We start from the raw sequence: 18,815 nt of genomic DNA on the forward strand, positions 1-18,815 counted from the left end.
TTTTTATAGTGTTCGGATTATCCTTTGGTGATCAATCCGTAATTCTTTTTGCCTTTGCGGATGACCAGCAGCTCGCCCGCGATGAAATCGGAATCCGTGACCACATGGTCTTCTTCAACGCGTTCGCCGTTGATATAGACACCGCCACCTTTGAGGTCCTTTCGGGCTTGGCCCTTGGACTTGACGAGCCCGAGGTCTACAAACATCTGAGGCAGGTCGGGAACATCTCCGGGTGCGTAACGGAAGGTCGGGGCGGACTCCAGAGCGGATCTGAGAGTGACCGGATCAATGGCCTTGAGATCACCCTTGCCGAACAATGCTTCGGTGGCTGCCAGGACGCGATCCAGCTCCATCTGGCCGTGAATCATGCGAGTGACTTCTTCGGCCAGTTTCTTCTGGGAGGCCCGCTGGTGCGGTGCTTCTTCAAGCTGCTTTTCCATTTCCGCGATTTCGTCTTGGTCAAGGAAAGTGAAGATCTTGAGGAATTTGATGACATCGGCATCGTCAGTGTTCACGAAGTATTGGTAGAAGGCATATGGTGAGGTCAGATCTGCGTTCATGTAGACCGCATTGCCTTCGGATTTGCCGAACTTCTTGCCGGACGCCGTGGTAATCAGGGGGAAAGTCAATGCAAAGACCTCGGCCTGTTCGCCTTCGTGGGCAGAACGGCGACGAGTGAATTCACACCCTGCGGTAATGTTGCCCCATTGGTCACCTCCACCGATCTGCAACTTACAGTTGCGGGTCTTGAAGAGATGATAAAAGTCGTAGCTCTGGAGGATCATGTATGAGAATTCGGTGTAGGAAATACCGGTTTCTTCACGGCCGATGCGGCCTTTGACCGATTCTTTCTGCAACATCCAGTTGATGGTGAAGTGTTTGCCCACGTCACGCAACAGCTCGATGGCGGTCATGTCCTTGGTCCAGTCATAGTTGTTGACGATGTCCGGGCGATCACCGGTGTTGCGCTCTACAAAGCGGCGGACTTGGCCTTTGATTTTTTCAAGGCGCTCTTCCATGATGTCGGTGTTGGACAGTTCTCGTTCTTTATCCTTGCCGGATGGGTCGCCGATGCGGCCTGTGGCTCCACCCATGAGGTAGAGTGGATTGTGGCCTGCTCGTTTCATGCGCACGAGGCAGAGCAGGGGCACGAGATTACCAATATGCAGGGATTCCGCGGTGGGGTCGAAGCCGCAATACATGGAGGCTCCGGGGGTAGCAAGATATTCACGTACCTTGTCTTCGTCGGATACCTGATTGATAAGCCCTCGCCACTTTAATTCGTCGAAAATATTCACTTTTATCCCCATTATTGCCGTACGTTTATGCTGTGTTACGGTCTGTCATTTTGCTTGAACGTAGTTATGGAAACCGCGTTGCCGGTTGTATCCTCTATGTCAAAAATCGCGCCTTGTAAAATCCCGGGTCCTGCAGCGGCTTCAAGCTGTCTGGGCAACCCGGTCAGGTATCTGTCCAGTATGATTTCAGGTTTCATGCCAAGACAGGAATTGACGGCTCCACACATACCCAGATCCGTTAGATATGCTGTGCCACCTGGAAGAACTTTTGCGTCATTGGTTTGAACATGTGTGTGAGTACCGACTACAGCTGATACCTTGCCTTCCAGAAAATATCCCATGGCTATTTTTTCACCTGTGGCCTCGGCATGGAAGTCAACGAGCTGAACCGGGATATCAGCGGGCAATGCGTCGAGAGCTGATTCCATGGCTGCGAACGGACAGTCTATGGGCGGCATGAAGGTGCGTCCAATGACATTGAATACGGCTACGGGAGGAAGCCCCTTTTTTTCGAAGATACGCAATCCGGTTCCGGGAAGGTGGTCCGCGTAGTTGAGCGGTCGTAAAATTCTTTTGTCCGAATCGAGCATGGAGTACAGGTCCTTGTACTTCCATATGTGATTGCCGCCAGTGATTCCATCAACCCCGGCTTTAAAAAAATCTTTGGCGTGTTTGGCCTTGAGGCCATAGCCACCACTGGCGTTTTCACCGTTGGCAAAAACAAGGTCGATAGACTCCTGTTCCCTGATGCGGGCAAGGCTGTCCTTGATCGCCTTGCGACCGGGAATGCCAACGATATCGCCGAGAAACAGAATACGCATGATACTCCTGTGAATAATAGGCCGTCAAAAAACGGCGGATGTGGAAGAGAATAGGGTGGACCGGTCGGCGCTGATTATAAGCGTTGGAAGACCGTGGGCGCTACCTGTCTGATGGGCAGCGTCAAGCCTGACAGGCTCTCTGAGTGTCCGATGAAAAGATATCCGCCCGACTTCAGGTTGTTGCAGAATTTAGCGAACAGCGTGGCTTGGGTAGCCCTATCAAAGTAGATAACCACGTTGCGGCAGAAAATGATATCCTGATGGTTGGGGAGTTTGAAATCTTCCATGAAGTTGAGCCGTTGGAATGAAACTTTGTTGCGGAGGCTCGCATCCATCTTGACCAGTTTCTTGTCCTTTGACTTGAGCATGTACTTTTTTTTGTACTGCATGGGGACGTCTTCCACCTTGTCCATGGAATAGACGGCGTTGCTGGCTTCGGACAGAATCTTTTTTGAGATATCGGTGGCAAGGACAGAAAATTTGAAACCGTGATGAGTCGTGGCCCATTCGTGGAGAACCATGCCGAGAGTGTATGGTTCTTCTCCACTGGAACAGCCGGCAGACCATATGCGCAAATCACTATTTCGGCCGATGCCCCGACTCCATAGTTCGGGCAGCACGGAGTTGTTCATGATGTCCCAATGTTTGGGCTCACGGAAAAAGTGGGTAGTGTTGGTTGTGACCACATCGATGAGGTGTGATCGTTCTTCTTCACGGCCTTTGTCGGAAAAGACGTAGTCGCAATATTCTTTGTAAGAAGACATGCCCAGAACGCGGAGACGCTTTTGAAAACGACTTTGCAGCAATACGCGTTTAGTCGGCGGCATTTTGATGCCAAATTCCGTGTGGATGAGTTCACTAAACCGTTTGAATTCGGCATCGCCCATCTGGGACTGATTGACCTGCATGGCTTTATTCATTGTCTGCCTAGTGTCGACCTCGTTTTATGGCGCGGTGTTCCGACGGACCGTCGCCCTGTTGTCTTCGTCTTTCCCGTGCGCTTGTGAGGCCCGGTTTTACCAATTCATGATGGCATCATACGACAAATGTTTTATTATGCCATGATAATTTGCACCAATGTCATGGGAGGCATCAATGTATTCGTATAATGTAAGTACACCCGGATTTCATGTGAAATCCGGGTGTACATTGAATCATGCTATTTGGCGTAGCCGACAGCCCGTTTTTCTCGAATGACTGTCACCCGGATCTGGCCGGGGTAGGTCATGTTGTTTTCGATCTTTTCGGCAATATCTTTACAGAGAACATATGTGTTCTCGTCGCCGACCTTTTCCGAATCAACCATGACGCGAATTTCACGTCCGGCCTGAATTGCGTACGCTTTTTGCACGCCTTCGAATCCGGTAGCCAGTCCTTCCAATTCTTCAAGGCGCTTGACGTAGTTTTCAAGCAGTTCCTTACGTGCACCAGGCCGTGCGCCAGACAGTGAGTCCGCAGCCTGAACCAGATTGGCTAGAATGGACATGGGCGGTGTGTCTTCGTGGTGAGCAGCGATGGAGTGAATGATTTCTTTGGATTCACCGTGCTTTTTGGCCAAATCCGCACCGATGATGGCGTGGGGGCCTTCGATTTCGTGGTCCACGGCCTTACCAATATCGTGCAGCAGACCTGCGCGTTTGGCTTCTTTTTCGTTGAGTCCCAGTTCGGCAGCCATGACACCACACAGGAAGGCGACTTCCATAGAGTGCTGGAGCACGTTCTGGGAGAAACTTGTGCGGTAATGCAGGCGGCCCAGAAGGTTGATGACCTCTGGGTGGATGCCGTGAACACCAACGTCAAAGGTGGCCTGTTCGCCAATTTCCTTGAGCTTGGTGTCCATCTCACTTTCAACTTTGCGCACTATTTCTTCAATGCGGGCGGGGTGAATGCGCCCATCGTGGATGAGACGTTCCAAAGCCTGCTTGGCAACTTCGCGTTTGAGCGGGCTGAACGCAGACAGAACCACGGTTTCCGGTGTGTCGTCGATTATCAGGTCAACGCCGGTTGCAGCTTCCAGAGCACGGATGTTGCGACCTTCGCGTCCAATGATGCGGCCTTTCATATCTTCGGAGGGCAGAGCGACAGCGGTGACAGTTTGTTCACCTGCGTAATCGCCCGCATAGCGTTGCAAGGCCAGGGAAAGGACTTCTTTGGCCTTCTTGCTGGCTGTCTCTTTGGCTTCCATCTCAATATTGCGAATCATTTTAGCGGCTTCATGACGAGTACGCGATTCGATTTCACTCAGGAGATTTTCTTTTGCCTCTTCGACAGTCAGGCCGGAAATTTCCTGAAGCTTGCGTTCATGTTCATCCGCTTTGTGTTCCAGGTCTTCCTCAAGCTCGCCCAACTGCTTTTCCTGTTTGATGAGCTGCTTTTCCAGCTCTATGGCTTGGGCTTCTTTATCAGCGACTTTTTCTCGCTTTGTATCCAGGCGCTCCTCTTTGGAGTGGAGCCTTCTTTCTTCGTTTTTGAGTTGGCTTTCGCGGTCTTTGAATTCCCGTTCCAGCTCTTTTTTCTGGGTATAAATTTCATCCTGAGCCTGGAGGCGGGTTTCCTTTTTCAAGGCCTCGCTCTCCTTCCTGGCTTCTGAGATTATGCGCTCGGCCAGGCCCCTGGAGTCTGAAACCTGCTTGTCGGATATATATTTGAAGAGGATGAAGCCGGCTCCAAGACCGACAGCTATCCCTCCACCGACCATGGCGATTTCGGTTAACATGGGGTTACTCCTTCTATTATATGTTGACAGACTTGGGCGGTCTGTTGACGCCGTAATGTACCTGAAGAGTACGAGAAAAGGTACTCTTTATGCGAAGAGAAGAGGGGAAGGGGTGGATTGGACGGAAGGGTAGTGTAAATATATTACCGTCTGAAAATGCCGATCTTTGTCGGTCAGACAGTTTTATTAATCCCCAGGGTGCCGTGTTGTCTGTTTGTTTTGAACCTGGCATTTCCAGGTGGGCATGACTCGTGAACCTTTAGGCTTCCCGGCTAAACCGGGCTTGCTCACCAACTCACTGGCGTCGTCGCCCTTTTACAGAGTATTGGCTCAATAACACTCCAAACAATCACGCACGCCCCAGGGGTAATTCCTTTCCGACCTCGGTCCTGCCCAATTATCGGCACAGGATCTATGAGGTCTTTTCCAAAATCTCTCCAATCTTCTCTTCCAGTCGCTGCAGTTTATCTGTGGCGACCAGATAGTCGTCCGCCAAGCTGAGGAGCAGATAGGTCAGCAGTTTTTCCTTGCTGATATCACCGGCTCCGGCAACAAGCTCCTTGTGCTTGTTGTCAATGAACGCCTGAGCGGCCTCAATGCGGGGGTTATCCGCATCTGTCTTGAAGGATATTTCGAGTCCCAGCAGAGTCAACGTGTATCGTGGCATCGTAACGCACTATTATTCCAGCTCGTTCTGAATCTTATCGAGCAAGATGTCGATGCGAGATTCGATGTCGTGACGCGTTTGTCTCTCGGTCTCGACTTCCTCCCTCAAGCGCTGGTTATCTTCTTTTAATTCGTTGATCTTGTTCAACAATTTACTGAATCTTTCTTCAAGTTGGGCAACAAGTTCCATATAATATATCTAGTCCTTTTTTTTTAACAAATCAAGACTTCTTGAGTCTGCGTTTTATGTTTACCTGCTTGCCTCGAGCCACGGCTCCCTGACCTTCCGGCACGTCTTTCGTGATAGTCGATCCGGCCCCTACAAGGGCATCCTTTCCGATGGTGACCGGGGCCACTAAAGCGGTGTTGGAACCGATGAACGCGCCTTCGCCGATGGTGGTGACGAATTTGTTCTTGCCATCGTAGTTGCAAGTGATGGTTCCGGCTCCGATGTTGGACCCGGCTCCAACGTCGGCATCTCCCAAGTATGTCAGGTGGTTGGCTTTAGCTCCTTCGCCGAGCGTTGCCTTTTTCATTTCCACGAAATTGCCGACGCGGGCGTCCTTTTTCATGACAGCACCGGGGCGCAACCGTGCATACGGTCCTACCCAGCATTTTTCGCCAACTGTCGCATTTTCGATGTGATTGAATTGGCGCACATCGCATCCGCCTTCGAAGGTCGAGTCGAGGATGTAGTTGTATGAACCAAGCCGTGCTCCGGCTTTGACCGTGGATTTACCGTAAATTTCGCAGTGACCGAATATTTCGGCGCCCGGTTCAACTTCGACTTTGGGGCCGAGGATGACGGTATCAGGGTTGTGAATGAGCACACCGGAATCCAGTTTTTCATCCACGATCTGGCGGCGCAAGGTGTTTTCGGCGGTGATGAGTTCTCGTGGGGAGTTGATGCCCATGAGGCTGATATCGTCGCCGCACTGCACTCCGTCGATGGTTAACCCTTCGCTTACGGCCAATTCAACGATATCGGTGATGTAGTACTCACCCGATTTGTTTTCATTTTTCAATTTTGAAAGTAATGGCCCAATGGTGTCCATTTTGAGCAGGTAGACCCCAGCATTGACTTCACCCGTAACCGGGCCGTGGACGTTCAGGTCATAATCCTTGGCTTCCACGATGGCCGTAATTCTGCGTTCAGGATCACGCACAACGCGACCAAAAGCGCCGGTGTCGCGGGGGGTGATGGTCATGAAGGCGAGGTCGCAGCAACCGACTACATTGGTAATTCTGTGCAGTGCTTCAACTGTGACCAGTGGGGTGTCGCCATTGATAACGAGACAATGGGTTGCTCCAGTTTTTTCTACGGCATCCCATGATACTTGGAGTGCGTGGCCAGTACCAAGTTGTTCATCCTGCGTGATGAATTGGTCGGCTTTGTCCGGGAAGGCGGTTTCCACGCCTTCTGCATCATGTCCGACCACGGTCAGGATGTTTTCCTGCATGATCGGTTTGAGCGCGGCATAAACATAGTAAAGCATCGGCTCGTTCAAAAGCGTCTGCAACACTTTTGCCTTGGCGGAATGCATACGTGTTCCCTTGCCTGCGGCCAGGACCAGGGCGGTGATTTTTGTATCAGGCATTATATTCTCCGTGTCTTTTGTTTTAGGCACGATCAATCTCAGTGCAATCAGTCGGAGGATAATTTACCTGCTAGAAGTGAAAAGGACAAGGACCGTTTGTGAAATCCCGTTAGGATACAGAGTGTAGAGAATCTTAAATCGAAGTTATCCGATTTTTTGAATATGAATTGAGAGAGAAAAACCATTGGGTATAGCCCCGCGAAGCGGCACCAAAAAGTTTGGGAGATTATCAAGAATTCTTCTCAAAAGGCCCTTGAGCTACCGGAGGCATTTCTAATACGCCAATCGGCCCAGTGATTTCATGATAAGCGTGCAACCCATGGCGAACATACCCGTTAATCCCATGCCGCAGGAGAACCCAGCCAGCAGAACCGGCGCGTAATGCCGCCATTGCTTGCCGTATTTCTTCAGGAAATAGAATCGACCGAGCAATGCGCCGATTACCTCCAGCAACATGCCATGCGGCGTTGATTGTCCCAGACCACGCACCACTCCATAGACGAGTAGTACGGGTAATCCGAGCACGTTCAGCACCGAATACATGATCAGCCCCAGCCCGAGACCTGACAGTACAATGGGACCGGACAACGCCTCGAAGAAGAGTGAGTTGCCTTCAAGTGTTGAGGTTTGCATCAGCAAGGTATTCAATGCCTGCAAATGCCATAATTCCTGGGCAAACGGATATTCCGGGGACGGAATGGGTGCCAACTGCCACAGGAATTGCGAGAACAGCAGCGACGATACCATGACGATGGGGAAGACGATGATTTCCGCCTTGATGATGCCGCGTAGGCTTGTTCCGGTCAGTTCGATCTGCCGGAATTGGACCGTGGCCTCTCCATAGTTGTGAATGGGAATGGGCGCGTACCAGATTTCAAGACCTTGATAGCCGAAGAATTTGGCGCCGGCGATGAATGAGAATTCTCGAACCATGGGCAGTGCGATGAACTGACCGGCTACACCTTCCATTCGGGCTGTGATGTACGAGATTATCGGCGTGTAGATGAAGCCGTACAGCACGAAGAAAATCCATGGGAATGATGGCACCAGCCAAACGCAGAACGCGATGTAACAGAGTGTTGAAAAAACATAGATGCCGATGGATACCCAGAAGTTGATGTCACCACGGCCTTCAGGTGGATTGAACAGGGCCGAGAAATCCAGTCCTTTACCATCCGTATTTCGGAAAGATTTGACCACATAATAGATACCCACCGCGCCGATGGCCAGGCCCAGTCCGATACCGAAGCTCATGTAAAAATCAAAGTTGTTGGCGAACACTGTCTCAACGGTTGCCATACCCGGATGCCAGCGGTGCAGGACTCCATGGGAATACAGGATCGGGTTGGCGATGATGGTAATGATCAGACCAACCAGCCCGCCTATGACCGCCCAGAATGGCAGGACCATGCCGATAAACACTAGCCCCAGATCGAACTGTATACCTGTTGCCACTGCGGGCAAAAGGTCTTCAGTGTGCATGGTCAACTCAATCCACGGAATGGGAATCAGTCGGATTGGTTCACTGAACAGTAGTCCTGATAGTGCTGGCAACAATACATAGAAAAATCCAAACGCCAGTCCGATGACTCCGCCGATGGAGAACACCCGCCATTTCCAGCCGGTTTTTTTATCCTCGGTGGATTCGGCCAGTGCCATGGTACCCAATGCGCCAACCGGGGCCATGGGGAAGGGCAGTTTTTCCACATCCGAAGTGATGCGATACAGAGAATATCCCAGCCCGAAGTGGTCGATGCGCTGCACCAGTTGTGCGCCCACCAGCAGCATGATTGGTACCAGCCAGTCCGGGTGCATGAATGTGCGTTCTAGATATGATCCTGACCCAAGAGCCGGGGCTATCCAGTGTGGAATGAATTCGGTCAGTCCCAACATTCTCGCCGCGTCCGACTGCACGAGGTACTGGTTCCATAGCAGTCCTTGGAACGGCGAAGCCAATGCCGCGCCAGCCATATAATAAAGAAGGAAAATTTCTTGCTGTTTTAGGTGGGTGTATGAGCGTTTTGCAATCTCTGCAAAGAGGATGATCGTTACCCAGCGGGCTGCAGGACCGATGCCCTGACCAATGACGAGTTGCAAATACATAGACCCCGGCATCATCAGGAATCCTATGAAAATGGCACCAACTATCGTCTTCCAATCAAACCCCTCCTCGAACTTGTCGGGGGGCTTCATTAAGTCACGATACTCTTTCAGTTCTTTGTCGTCATACATCCAAGATGCCTCCGGCCCCCCCTCATCCCTCTATTTTCCTGAACTTTATATCGCGCCTTTGGCGAAATTTGGTTGAGGCGGGGAGCCGTGCTTTATATCGTTTAAGTAATCTTTATCTTATTTATTACATCTGCGCGAAATCGTACACGGGCTTCTTAAGGCCCTCGGCCTTAAGCCGCCAGAGGCGAAATCACCTATCAAATCCGCCGACAGGCGGTCTTACCTTTCCTCATTCCCGCCACTACAACGGGAATACATTATAACTTTGTTCGTTGAACAATCCGATCATGGCCCAGAAGCCACCCATCAGGAAATCGCCGAGTATGAGTCCTATGAACAGGAAACGGACTCGATTGAACAGACTGGTCCCGCCGTAATGCAAAACTAGATGGTTACACATCCAGCCGAGGAAGAATGGGAACCAGAGTATCTTCATGCCAGCCGAATAAGCGGCCAAGTAGCCGAGCGGATGCAACGGCCACCATGGGAATTTATAATAGCAGAAAATCAAAAGGAACATGGCGAGCGCGCCAAAGCCTGCATAGGTGATGAGCCATTCGTTGGGACCGGTGGGTTGATCCACGAGCCGTTGTGCATTTTCGTAGTTGGCGAGCACGGTCTGAGTGGCCCAATCGAGATTGAGTTCTCGTAGGCCGTATTTGTAGCCGAGATAGAGCATGGTCACGAACGCGGTGACGAGTGCGAGCACCAGAGACAGACCGATGGCAACAAGTACGAGATTACGCTTGGGGGTTTCCTGCCGGATTTTGGAACCGTGGAAGAGCGTGGGCGCAATGGCTTCACGTACATCGAGGAACAGGACTTTTTGCATGACAGCGGTGGCAGCCACACCCACGGAACCGAAAAAGCCGGTGCCGAACAGTCCCATAAGACCATCAGATGGCGCGGCAGTGAGTGTGAAATATGGCAGTCCACCCTGACAGACCAGACGGCTGGTTACCAGTGTGACGATAAGAAATGCGCAGGGTAGGAGTACAGCGGCCAGAAGCGGGAGGCCGAACCACCAGCCCCAGGCCATGAGAAAAATCATGCCGATGAAGAGCCCCCATAGCGGCCATGTGGGTGGTCCCCATTCATCGGGGATTGTGTCGAATTTGCCTTTTCCGTCCAGTTCAGAGCTGTGGCAGGTTGGGCGGAGGAAGCAAATGAAGGTTTCCTTGAGATGATGCCGAGCCAGCCAGATGAGGAAGATGAAGAAGATGGCGTATGCGCCGATGACCTGTGCACCTTCGGGACGGGCAAGGTCTGGGCCGAAGGTGGTTCCGAGTGCGGCTTCGGGGAGCTGCCACCCGAGGATATAAAGCAAACCGAAAAGCAGTCCGGCCATGAGATGAAACACCCACATGGAAAAGGATATCTGTCGGGTTGTCAGGAAGGCGAATCCGATAAACGCCGGGATGATGTAAAGTTTGAGCTTATAGAAACCGGAAAAGAGACCGAATTTGGGGAAATATGACCCGGCCAGAATGAGTGTCGGTATCTGCGGGACGGATGGATAATAGAATTGCAGCCCGTTGATGAGGTGCAACGCTCCGGCCATGGTCAGTCCGATGAGCAGATAGTTGTTGGACCACCATGAAATGAATTGTTTCTGGTCCAACGCGTCTCCCATGATCATGGGGACGCTCACCATTGGGAAATGGACCCGTTCGTTGACAACCCATTGGCGGCCGAAAAGGGTCATGAGGCAGATCATGACAAAGAAGGAGCCGAGAATGAACAGTGACCAGACAAACAAGGTGGGTAACCAGACGCCCCACGGGATGGCTGACAGAACTGCGGTGACACCCATTTCGTTGCCGCCATCCAGCCCTTCGAAGAACAGGCTGACGGCATCGGCTGATTGCGGAAACCATGATTGGGGAAGAAGCGGTGTCAGGACTTCGGTCCAACGATAGGCATCCTTGGCGAATCGTTCCGGAGCTGTGATGTTGATGAAGAATGTTTCGGTGAGACCGGCAAAGCCGATAGCCGTGAACAGGACCATCATTAGCCATATAACGAGCAGTTCAACCCCGGAAAAGAATGGGGGACGTTTGCTGAGTCTGGAGGAAAAGGCATCGAACACGAACAGCCATGTCACGATGAAGAATGGGGCCATAGGGAAATGTCCGCCACCCATTGGCGTGTTGTGCAGAACCGTGTTGTTCAGCGGCGTGAAAATGCACAAGGTCAGGCCAAGGAGCAGGCCGGTCAGAAGCGCGCGGAGGCGGAGTCTTCCGTTCATGCTGCCCCCTCTTTGTCGTTCAGTTCTTTTGCAATGGTTCGGTTCATGTCTTTAGCGTAACTGTCCACGGCTTGGTCATCCAGAGAACGCCATGCCAGCAGTTGTTTGCGGAGGTCATTGAGGAAGTTCCTGTTTAGATTTTCCCATGCTTTGTGTTCGCCTGCCTCACGGTGGAGGATGACTTTGATCTGCCGGAATCCGGTGTAGAGATCAGACGGGCAGAACACGAGTTTTACTTTTTGGCGCACACCAAAATCGAATGGGGCAAGCCAGACGCGCAGGTCCATGGAAAAGCAGAGATCGTCGGGTATGGGGATATTCTCGGACAGCCCGCTGACTAGGCCTGTGTTTGTTTCGACCTGTTCGAGGTCCAGGAAGTTGCATTGCATGTCATCGGTGCAGAACGCGCCGTGTGAGACATCGTGATGAGCCATGTAATACTCGTGCAGGAATCCACCTGCGGAGTTGATTTCACGGAGTTTGATAAGGAAAGGCAGAATTACAACTAGTTCATTGCCTTCGGCTTTGGGCATGCTCCATGATTTGTTCACGTCCGGGATGGCGATATTGGCTGCGACTTTGGCCGGATAAATGGCTGAGATAAGCACCACGCCGATGACCAGAATCATGGCGGCTACACCGGCGGTTGAAGAATAGTTGGCGGTCATGCCAGCCCAGAGGGGGGTCCCGGCAAGGAATGCCGAAGATATCTGGGCCAGAAGATAGCCGACCACCACGGAAATGACAGCAAAGGCGAGTGCTTCTGCAATGAACAGGAAGGCTACGTGCGGAGGAGCCAGTCCGACCGACGTATAGACTGCGATTTCAGGTTTGCGCTCATAGACTGAGCCGATCATGGTGTTGAGTACGATCAATATGGAGATGCCGAGGGGGATCAGGATGTTGGCCATGCCTGAATAGTTGACGGCGTCGGATGCGAAATAGAGCGAGGTGCCGTTCGGACCGCCCCGGAACAGGAGCATGCCGAACCGGTCTCCCATGTCGTCGGTTTGAGCAAGAGTGGCGTTGTCCGGTTTGACGGCGATCCCTTTGAGCCTGCCAGCCCTGAGGGACAGCAGCATCTCGGCAGGCATGAGTATGGTTTCCGAACCGGGGATGTGTTGGTAGCGGGATTCGGTGGTGACCACATCTTCGCCGTTTTCAATGGCTTCAGCCTCAACTTCGGATAGTTGAGTGGCGGCCTGATTGGGGAAGATGATGGGCGTTATGGGTTCGCCGTCGAGGTCCGGGTGATCGTTTAGCCCTTCATCGCTGAAAACGCCGACAAGGGTGATCTTGGTGCCCCATGTTGTGAGCGTATTGCGTTCGGGGTCGAGCGGGTCTGCTCCCAGCTGGTTCGCCATGCGTTCGGACAGCATGACGACATTACGTTCGCCTTCCTTGAACCAGCGGCCTTTGATCAGAATGCGATCAAGTCCACTGACCTGTGGTTCGAGGTAGGAAAGACCGACCAGCCCACGAGCCTGTGCGGTTTTGTCGCCAAAGGAGATAGGGATGAGCGGTGCGCGGGATTTGTCTGCCGTGAAACCTGTGTCATACCATGCACGGGGAGCGACAACGCCCTTTCCGGCAAAGGCTGTTTCCACCACAGACAAGGCTTCTGCGGGGACATCTTGCCAGTTGAGATATTTGAGCATCAGGCCGGAGTAGGAGGCCTTGTCGCTGAACTGTGCCCACCCTGCCTGTCGCACGGATTTGACCGTGGTGAAGTTCATGATGGTGAAGGTAAGGATAACCAGTGTGGCAAAGGTCAGGAACGTGCGTACCGGACGGCGTTTCAGGTTGCCCACACCGAGCACAAAGGCCGCACCGAATGCAGCGGCAGGGCTGATTCCAGTCAGCTTGATATGGGCTGATCGTTTCTGGAGTTCCACCATTTCACGCTCGAATCGAAAGAATATGATGAGCGACACCAAAAGAGATAGCGCGAGAATGAAGAACGCGAGTATGACCACCATTGGTGAATAGGTCAGTTGGAAAGCGGGATGAACGAAATAGACTACGCCGATGATCAGCGTCAGGAACCCGAGGAAGGCGACAATTCGCTTCTTGATATCCACGAATGAGAAGAAGAGTCGTTCCATGCAATAGGCGAACGGCACGAACAGGGCCACATAGAAGAGTACGCCGATGAGTACGTCTTTCTGGGTCTTATCCACATCGTTATACACTCGGCTTGCCTTGGATAGGGAGGCTCGCGCTGCTTCAACAAATTTATCCCATTGTTTTTCGGCCTTGAATTTTCTGGCCTGAGCCAGTTCGTCATCGCCCTGTCGGCGTAGGTCTCGGATACGTTCGTTGATGATGCCTTTTTGTTCCAGATTGTCGATGCGCGGACCGATCAGTCCCCACATGTCTATGGCCGCCTGAAATTCCGTCATGGGTATCACCGGCCACTGACGGGCAATGAAGCCGAGTCCCTGTGGATGGTTCTTATCCGTGTTCAGAAGTAGGACCTTTTTATCCAGTACAGTGTCGGACAGCGTAAGTTTGATGGGTGTGTCCGGCTCAAGAAACAATGTGCCCAATGTGGATTTTCGTGTGTCCATGCGGCTGTACCAATAACTGACCGGCGGGGCCTCGGTGCGGCCGTCAATAAGTGTAGGCCGATAGAGGAACTTGAACGTTCGTGGGTCGAACATGTTAAACAGCGTGGTCTGAGTGCAACCAAAAAGGATGAGATCTGTTGCCTGTACGGTTCGTTTTAGTTTGATGCGATATGCCGATTTGCCGGTTTTGGGCTTATCGATGGCCCAATCGGCCAGACCGGTCAGTTCATTGAATTTGAACGCTTCGATGACGGCCTTGTGGTAACTGACTTTTTTATTGGCGAGGCCGGGGATGCGGAAATTCCCTTGCGTGTCGACCATGCCGTAGTTGCGGGTTTGCCATTGGAAGGCGAGCACAACCATGCCTGTTCCGGGCCGATCCGGGAATATTTCACCTTTTCTGAGGAGATTGGCGCGCCCCTCAATGGTGACGAAACGGTCTTTGTTCCGTTTGCCTGCATCGGCTATTGGCTCATTGGCCAGAGCGTCGAGCAGGGATGTCACAAGTGTGGTCTGTTGAGCCAGAAAATCGAAATCAACACGGTCAACCGTGTCGTAGGGCGTACCCCAGACGGGACGGACATCGTGCACTGTCGCCAGAGTTAGTCCGGGGAATCCGGCCAGAGCCATGGGCTCACCGCCCAGTTCCGGGGTGTCGGGCAGGTAACTTTGCCATGCGCGTTTTCCCGGACGCAGGGTGTCGCTGAAAAGTTTTGCGATATCGCTGTTTGTTGCTTCAAGTCCTTTGACGGTCTCTTTCATGACCGTGTCCAGAGGGCGGAAAAATGCAGTGCGGTTGATTGACGGCTTGAGGTCGATAAGCCATCCCTTATCAAATCCGCCAACACCGTTGCCGTGACTGGATAGAAAGAGTGAAACATGGGCTGCGATTAGTGATTCACCAATAGTCTCACGCAGCGTTAGGGCAGAGGCGACGTCTTTGAGTTGGCCCGTAATATCTTCAAGGATGGAGGTTTCATGAACTGTGGCCGGTTGGATGAAGGCATTCAGTGCCGTGCGTTCCATGTTGGAGAGCGGGAAATCGGCAGTATTGGAATTGATCCAGTTGAGCCGTTTTAACGCCATGCGTTCACCGGCCAGATGTTTGATACGCTTCTGGTGATTTTCTTCTGTTTCTACTTCGTCAGTTTTTTGTCGGGCAAGCAGTCGTAGTCGCATCAACTCTTTGGTGATGTCGTCTTCCTGATTGCGGACCACGGCTTTGAAAGCTGCCTTGAGCAGGAAACGATCATCCTTATTTGCCAGATTTGCTTCGGAGAGAGGAACGCCGCTGCCGAGCAGTTGTAAGGTGCGATCTGTGTCGTGAACCAGTTTTTCAAGCGATTCTTTGCGTTTGATAAGATGTTCTTTTTCGGTAGCCAGCGCCCAAGTGAATTCACGCATGCCAGCTTGAGCCGAGGCCTTACCTGCAGTGGCGACCAGGAGAACGGAGCGTTTGGGTGTATTCTTTGCGAATCCTTCGGCCGTATCCATGAGTGTGGCGATTGAGGATGCTTCGTCAGCCCCCGGCGCATGGCCGTCCACCAATGCGGTGGAGTCATAGAATGTCTCGATGATGACCGTTTGTTTGGAAAGTTCGGGGTCGCTGCCTTGAATACGGCAATAAATCGTGTCAGCTGAGACATTGCGCCATGCCGCTTTTGCCGTGAGCCGTGTGGTGCCGAGGTGTTTGGGACTTTTTTTGGTGAATCCGGCACCGAACAGAGATTCGGCTTTCTCGCGGGAGAGCCAGAACGTTGGAAAATCTATTGGGGTCTGTTCGAACTTGTATTCGAACAAAGGTTTAGGCGCACGTCCTCCATCTCCTCCGCGTCCGATGAATACCAGTCCTCGTGCGCCGAGCATAGCCGCATTGTTCCAGTTCTTGCCGGAATCCATGTCCATGAGAACGATGGAACCTTCTACACTCAGTCCGTTGAAATCAGAGACTCGGCCTTGTTTTACGTAGATGAGCGGGCCGCTGATGCCGGGAGGTGTGACGGCTCCGGGAGACAGCGCATTGATCTGTAACTGTCTGAGGTCTACTGTCTGTCCTGAGTTTTCAAAGGTCAGACGTGCTCCCATTTTAATAGGAACAGGGATGTGGAATGATTGCCGTCCCACTGTTGCGTCGGGCAAGAGTTTTTTGAATTCGGCTTCCACCATATCCGCGGCTTTGGCTGCGCCGGTGGTTCCGAGAGATCGGTCTTCAAGGTTGGTGAGTTGGCGCAGAAAATCTACGCCATTGGCACGGGCCGGGAGGGTTATCGCCACAATCATGGCGATACAGAGCAGGAGACGCAGTCCGAAACGCGTCATGGGTTACGCCCTTTCCTCGCCGTTTGTTCGGCCTGCGAGTTTGTCGCCGATACCGCCGACGGTGATGTCCAGTTCTTCACGTTTTTCTACACGATCCACTTGACCGTCACGCACCCAGATTACACGATCCGAGACATTGAGCATTTTATAATCATGGGTGGCGGAGATGATGGTCACACCGCGTTCCACCGAGAGCATCTGTAACAGTTCGATGATTTCTTCACCCGTGGACAAATCAAGGTTGCCGGTCGGTTCATCCGCCAAAATAATGGATGGATCATTGGCCAGCGAACGGGCGACTGCCACACGTTGCTGTTGTCCACCGGATAATTCCAGCGGCTTGTGTTGAAAACGTTTTCCCAACCCGACCAGTTTGAGCAGTTCAATACCCTTGTCTTGTGCATCGTCTGCATTCATTCCGGCAAAGGTCATGGGCAGGGTGACGTTCTCAAGCGCGGTCATGACCGGGATGAGATTGAAGGTCTGAAAAATGTAGCCGATCTTGCGGTTGCGGAGCCATGCTAATTCAAAAGCGTCCAGTTGAGAGATGTCCACTTCATCAATGAACACCTTGCCGTCCGTGGGTTTGTCCAGCCCGCCTATCATGTTGAACAGGGTGGATTTTCCCGAACCAGACGGTCCCATGATGGAGATATATTCTCCGGCGAATATTTCCAGATCCACGCCTTTGAGCGCCTGCAATTCGACTTTTCCCATGGTGAAGGTCTTTGTGACGCCGATGACGCGGACAATGGTACGTTTTTCTTCGCTCATACTATTCCTTAATGTTCTGCGCGTATCGCATTGATCGGTTCCATACGTGCCGCCAGCAGGGCTGGATACAGGACACCAAGCAGGCTCAGGAGGCAACCGGCCAGAGTGGCGATTCCTACCGAACCGAGCATGGAAAGAATGGAAAGGTCGTGAATTGCGGTGAATCCGAAGCGGATACTGTTTGTCAGCAGGGAGACAATACCCCCGAGAAATGCACCGACACTTGCTCCGGCCAGCCCTTGCATGGCTGCTTCGAGTAGAAAGATGCGCAAGATCATTGAATCCAGTGCGCCGAGGCATTTCATGACCCCGATTTCCGAGAATCGTTCGGTGACGGACATGAGTTGGGCGTTGATAATACCCACGGTACAAACCAAGAGCGAAAGGATGACGATCCATCGTTCCTTGGCGGACATGGTGACTGCACTTTGCGCTGTATCCACATCGTATCCCGCTTGGAGTAATGCTCGGGCCGCGTCTTTTCCGCCGTGTTCAAGCAGCCCTGCCGCTATATCCAGATTAACCAGCACGAAGCTCAGGAACGAAACGGCCAGCACCAGACTCGAGACCGTGATCATGGAACGGAAGAACCGAACCTTCAGGCTCTTGAAGCTGATCTCCACCGATTTGGAGAAGGGAAGCGAGATAAGGCGGTCAACCTTTCCTGCGGGAATGTTCATGCGTATCCTTCGAATTCACTGATAAATATTCAATTCCTCCCATAGTAGGCTCAACCTGCATCCATGACAAGGATAAATGGACCGCAAGGGGGTGATTTTATGGAAGAGACTGATTTTATGGGGTATCGAATCGACGATGTTTTATAGCGGAGTGGTTTGCAATGTGCGACAGACAGGTGTCGAGAAAGTCTATGGCCGCTTGATTCATGCGTTGATGATGCAGCATAACTCCGACGTTTCCTGTTTGAATGGCGTCCTCGAATTCTTTGGCGAGAGCGTCCCAGCCTTGAACAGAATTGGTTTCGTTTCGGGTGTGCAGGTCAACGTTGATGGGGATGTCCGGTAAGGTATCGGGAAGCGGAACTTTGCGCTGTTCTCCAGCAGAACGGGAGACACACGCATAGCCAAGTTCGATCAGCGCTTCTCCCGTCTGTGCGTCGAATCGGTTCCACGGTGGAGTAAACGCCGGGTAAAAAGATTCTCCCATGATTGAGTTCAATCGGTCGCGTCCTTTTTTTAGGGCCGTTCTTTTGTCAGAGGTAGGTCGTTGGTCGCCGAATTCCGAATTCTTACCCGAGGTTTGGTGGCTGCGATGCTGCCAGCCGTGTTGGTGCCAGCAGAATACAGGGCTGTCTCCGGCCCAATGTATGAGGATATCCCAACGGGCCTGCGTGAGCCATGCCGGAGTGACAGCCATGTGGAGGGGGATGCCATGCGTGATGAACAGGTCCATCATTTGATGGCAGTTATTACTGGGAACGGCCACGTCATCGGCACGAAAGAATATTTCCGTTCCGGCCGGGGCTGCGTCGAGCAAATGGCCTATTCTTTGTATGCCGTCCGTAGACGGGGTGAGCCATAGCGATGAAATATGTGTTTTGACGATCATGAGG

At 52.2% G+C, this 18,815-nt stretch carries 13 protein-coding genes and 1 other RNA gene; all 14 read right to left on the bottom strand.

Annotation, left to right across the window (positions count from 1 at the left end):
- Positions 1-17: 17 nt before the first annotated feature.
- The 14 genes from tyrS to SYK_RS13605 all read right to left on the bottom strand — a co-directional run bounded on the left by tyrS (position 18) and on the right by SYK_RS13605 (position 18,811).
- Positions 18-1,298: a tyrosine--tRNA ligase gene (tyrS, locus tag SYK_RS13540; protein ID WP_281760806.1), complete on the bottom strand. Its 1,281-nt coding sequence runs from the start codon at positions 1,296-1,298 to the stop codon at positions 18-20.
- 35 nt (positions 1,299-1,333) lie between these two features.
- The gene (locus SYK_RS13545; protein WP_281760807.1) at positions 1,334-2,119 is read right to left on the bottom strand and encodes a TIGR00282 family metallophosphoesterase; all 786 of its coding nucleotides are present in this window, start codon (positions 2,117-2,119) and stop codon (positions 1,334-1,336) included.
- Between the two features lie 74 nt (positions 2,120-2,193).
- Positions 2,194-3,039: a CheR family methyltransferase gene (locus SYK_RS13550; protein WP_281760808.1), complete on the bottom strand. Its 846-nt coding sequence runs from the start codon at positions 3,037-3,039 to the stop codon at positions 2,194-2,196.
- 239 nt (positions 3,040-3,278) lie between these two features.
- Positions 3,279-4,835: a ribonuclease Y gene (gene rny / locus SYK_RS13555; protein ID WP_281760809.1), complete on the bottom strand. Its 1,557-nt coding sequence runs from the start codon at positions 4,833-4,835 to the stop codon at positions 3,279-3,281.
- Positions 4,836-5,021: 186 nt separating this feature from the next.
- Positions 5,022-5,205: non-coding RNA, 6S RNA (gene ssrS / locus SYK_RS13560), on the bottom strand.
- 42 nt (positions 5,206-5,247) lie between these two features.
- Positions 5,248-5,502, bottom strand: a complete 255-nt coding sequence (zapA, locus tag SYK_RS13565; protein WP_281760810.1) for a cell division protein ZapA — start codon at positions 5,500-5,502, stop codon at positions 5,248-5,250.
- Positions 5,503-5,514: 12 nt separating this feature from the next.
- Positions 5,515-5,691, bottom strand: a complete 177-nt coding sequence (locus SYK_RS13570; RefSeq protein WP_281760811.1) for a hypothetical protein — start codon at positions 5,689-5,691, stop codon at positions 5,515-5,517.
- Positions 5,692-5,722: 31 nt separating this feature from the next.
- The gene (gene glmU, locus SYK_RS13575) at positions 5,723-7,099 is read right to left on the bottom strand and encodes a bifunctional UDP-N-acetylglucosamine diphosphorylase/glucosamine-1-phosphate N-acetyltransferase GlmU (RefSeq protein ID WP_281760812.1); all 1,377 of its coding nucleotides are present in this window, start codon (positions 7,097-7,099) and stop codon (positions 5,723-5,725) included.
- Between the two features lie 273 nt (positions 7,100-7,372).
- The gene (locus tag SYK_RS13580; RefSeq protein WP_281760813.1) at positions 7,373-9,331 is read right to left on the bottom strand and encodes an OPT family oligopeptide transporter; all 1,959 of its coding nucleotides are present in this window, start codon (positions 9,329-9,331) and stop codon (positions 7,373-7,375) included.
- A gap of 241 nt (positions 9,332-9,572) precedes the next feature.
- Positions 9,573-11,579, bottom strand: coding sequence for a DUF6785 family protein (locus tag SYK_RS13585; protein ID WP_281760814.1), 2,007 nt, complete (start codon positions 11,577-11,579; stop codon positions 9,573-9,575).
- Positions 11,576-16,468: an FtsX-like permease family protein gene (locus tag SYK_RS13590; RefSeq protein ID WP_281760815.1), complete on the bottom strand. Its 4,893-nt coding sequence runs from the start codon at positions 16,466-16,468 to the stop codon at positions 11,576-11,578. Before SYK_RS13590 ends, SYK_RS13585 begins: the two co-directional genes overlap by 4 nt.
- A gap of 3 nt (positions 16,469-16,471) precedes the next feature.
- Positions 16,472-17,242, bottom strand: a complete 771-nt coding sequence (locus tag SYK_RS13595) for an ABC transporter ATP-binding protein (protein WP_281760816.1) — start codon at positions 17,240-17,242, stop codon at positions 16,472-16,474.
- A gap of 8 nt (positions 17,243-17,250) precedes the next feature.
- The gene (locus SYK_RS13600; protein ID WP_281760817.1) at positions 17,251-17,922 is read right to left on the bottom strand and encodes an ABC transporter permease; all 672 of its coding nucleotides are present in this window, start codon (positions 17,920-17,922) and stop codon (positions 17,251-17,253) included.
- Between the two features lie 115 nt (positions 17,923-18,037).
- Complete coding sequence (locus SYK_RS13605; protein WP_281760818.1) at positions 18,038-18,811, bottom strand: polysaccharide deacetylase family protein; 774 nt, start codon at positions 18,809-18,811, stop codon at positions 18,038-18,040.
- Between the last annotated feature and the right edge of the window lie 4 nt (positions 18,812-18,815).

This window comes from Pseudodesulfovibrio nedwellii, from assembly GCF_027923765.1.
GTDB classification, from domain to species: domain Bacteria; phylum Desulfobacterota; class Desulfovibrionia; order Desulfovibrionales; family Desulfovibrionaceae; genus Pseudodesulfovibrio; species Pseudodesulfovibrio nedwellii.

Bases quoted from the DNA above. Each gene is read 5' to 3' on its own strand.
- SYK_RS13545 (WP_281760807.1), bottom strand. From the start codon at position 2,119: ATGCGTATTCTGTTTCTCGGCGATATCGTTGGCATTCCCGGTCGCAAG.
- SYK_RS13550 (WP_281760808.1), bottom strand. From the start codon at position 3,039: ATGAATAAAGCCATGCAGGTCAATCAGTCCCAGATGGGCGATGCCGAA.
- rny (WP_281760809.1), bottom strand. From the start codon at position 4,835: ATGTTAACCGAAATCGCCATGGTCGGTGGAGGGATAGCTGTCGGTCTT.
- zapA (WP_281760810.1), bottom strand. From the start codon at position 5,502: ATGCCACGATACACGTTGACTCTGCTGGGACTCGAAATATCCTTCAAG.
- SYK_RS13570 (WP_281760811.1), bottom strand. From the start codon at position 5,691: ATGGAACTTGTTGCCCAACTTGAAGAAAGATTCAGTAAATTGTTGAAC.
- glmU (WP_281760812.1), bottom strand. From the start codon at position 7,099: ATGCCTGATACAAAAATCACCGCCCTGGTCCTGGCCGCAGGCAAGGGA.
- SYK_RS13580 (WP_281760813.1), bottom strand. From the start codon at position 9,331: ATGTATGACGACAAAGAACTGAAAGAGTATCGTGACTTAATGAAGCCC.
- SYK_RS13585 (WP_281760814.1), bottom strand. From the start codon at position 11,579: ATGAACGGAAGACTCCGCCTCCGCGCGCTTCTGACCGGCCTGCTCCTT.
- SYK_RS13590 (WP_281760815.1), bottom strand. From the start codon at position 16,468: ATGACGCGTTTCGGACTGCGTCTCCTGCTCTGTATCGCCATGATTGTG.
- SYK_RS13595 (WP_281760816.1), bottom strand. From the start codon at position 17,242: ATGAGCGAAGAAAAACGTACCATTGTCCGCGTCATCGGCGTCACAAAG.
- SYK_RS13600 (WP_281760817.1), bottom strand. From the start codon at position 17,922: ATGAACATTCCCGCAGGAAAGGTTGACCGCCTTATCTCGCTTCCCTTC.
- SYK_RS13605 (WP_281760818.1), bottom strand. From the start codon at position 18,811: ATGATCGTCAAAACACATATTTCATCGCTATGGCTCACCCCGTCTACG.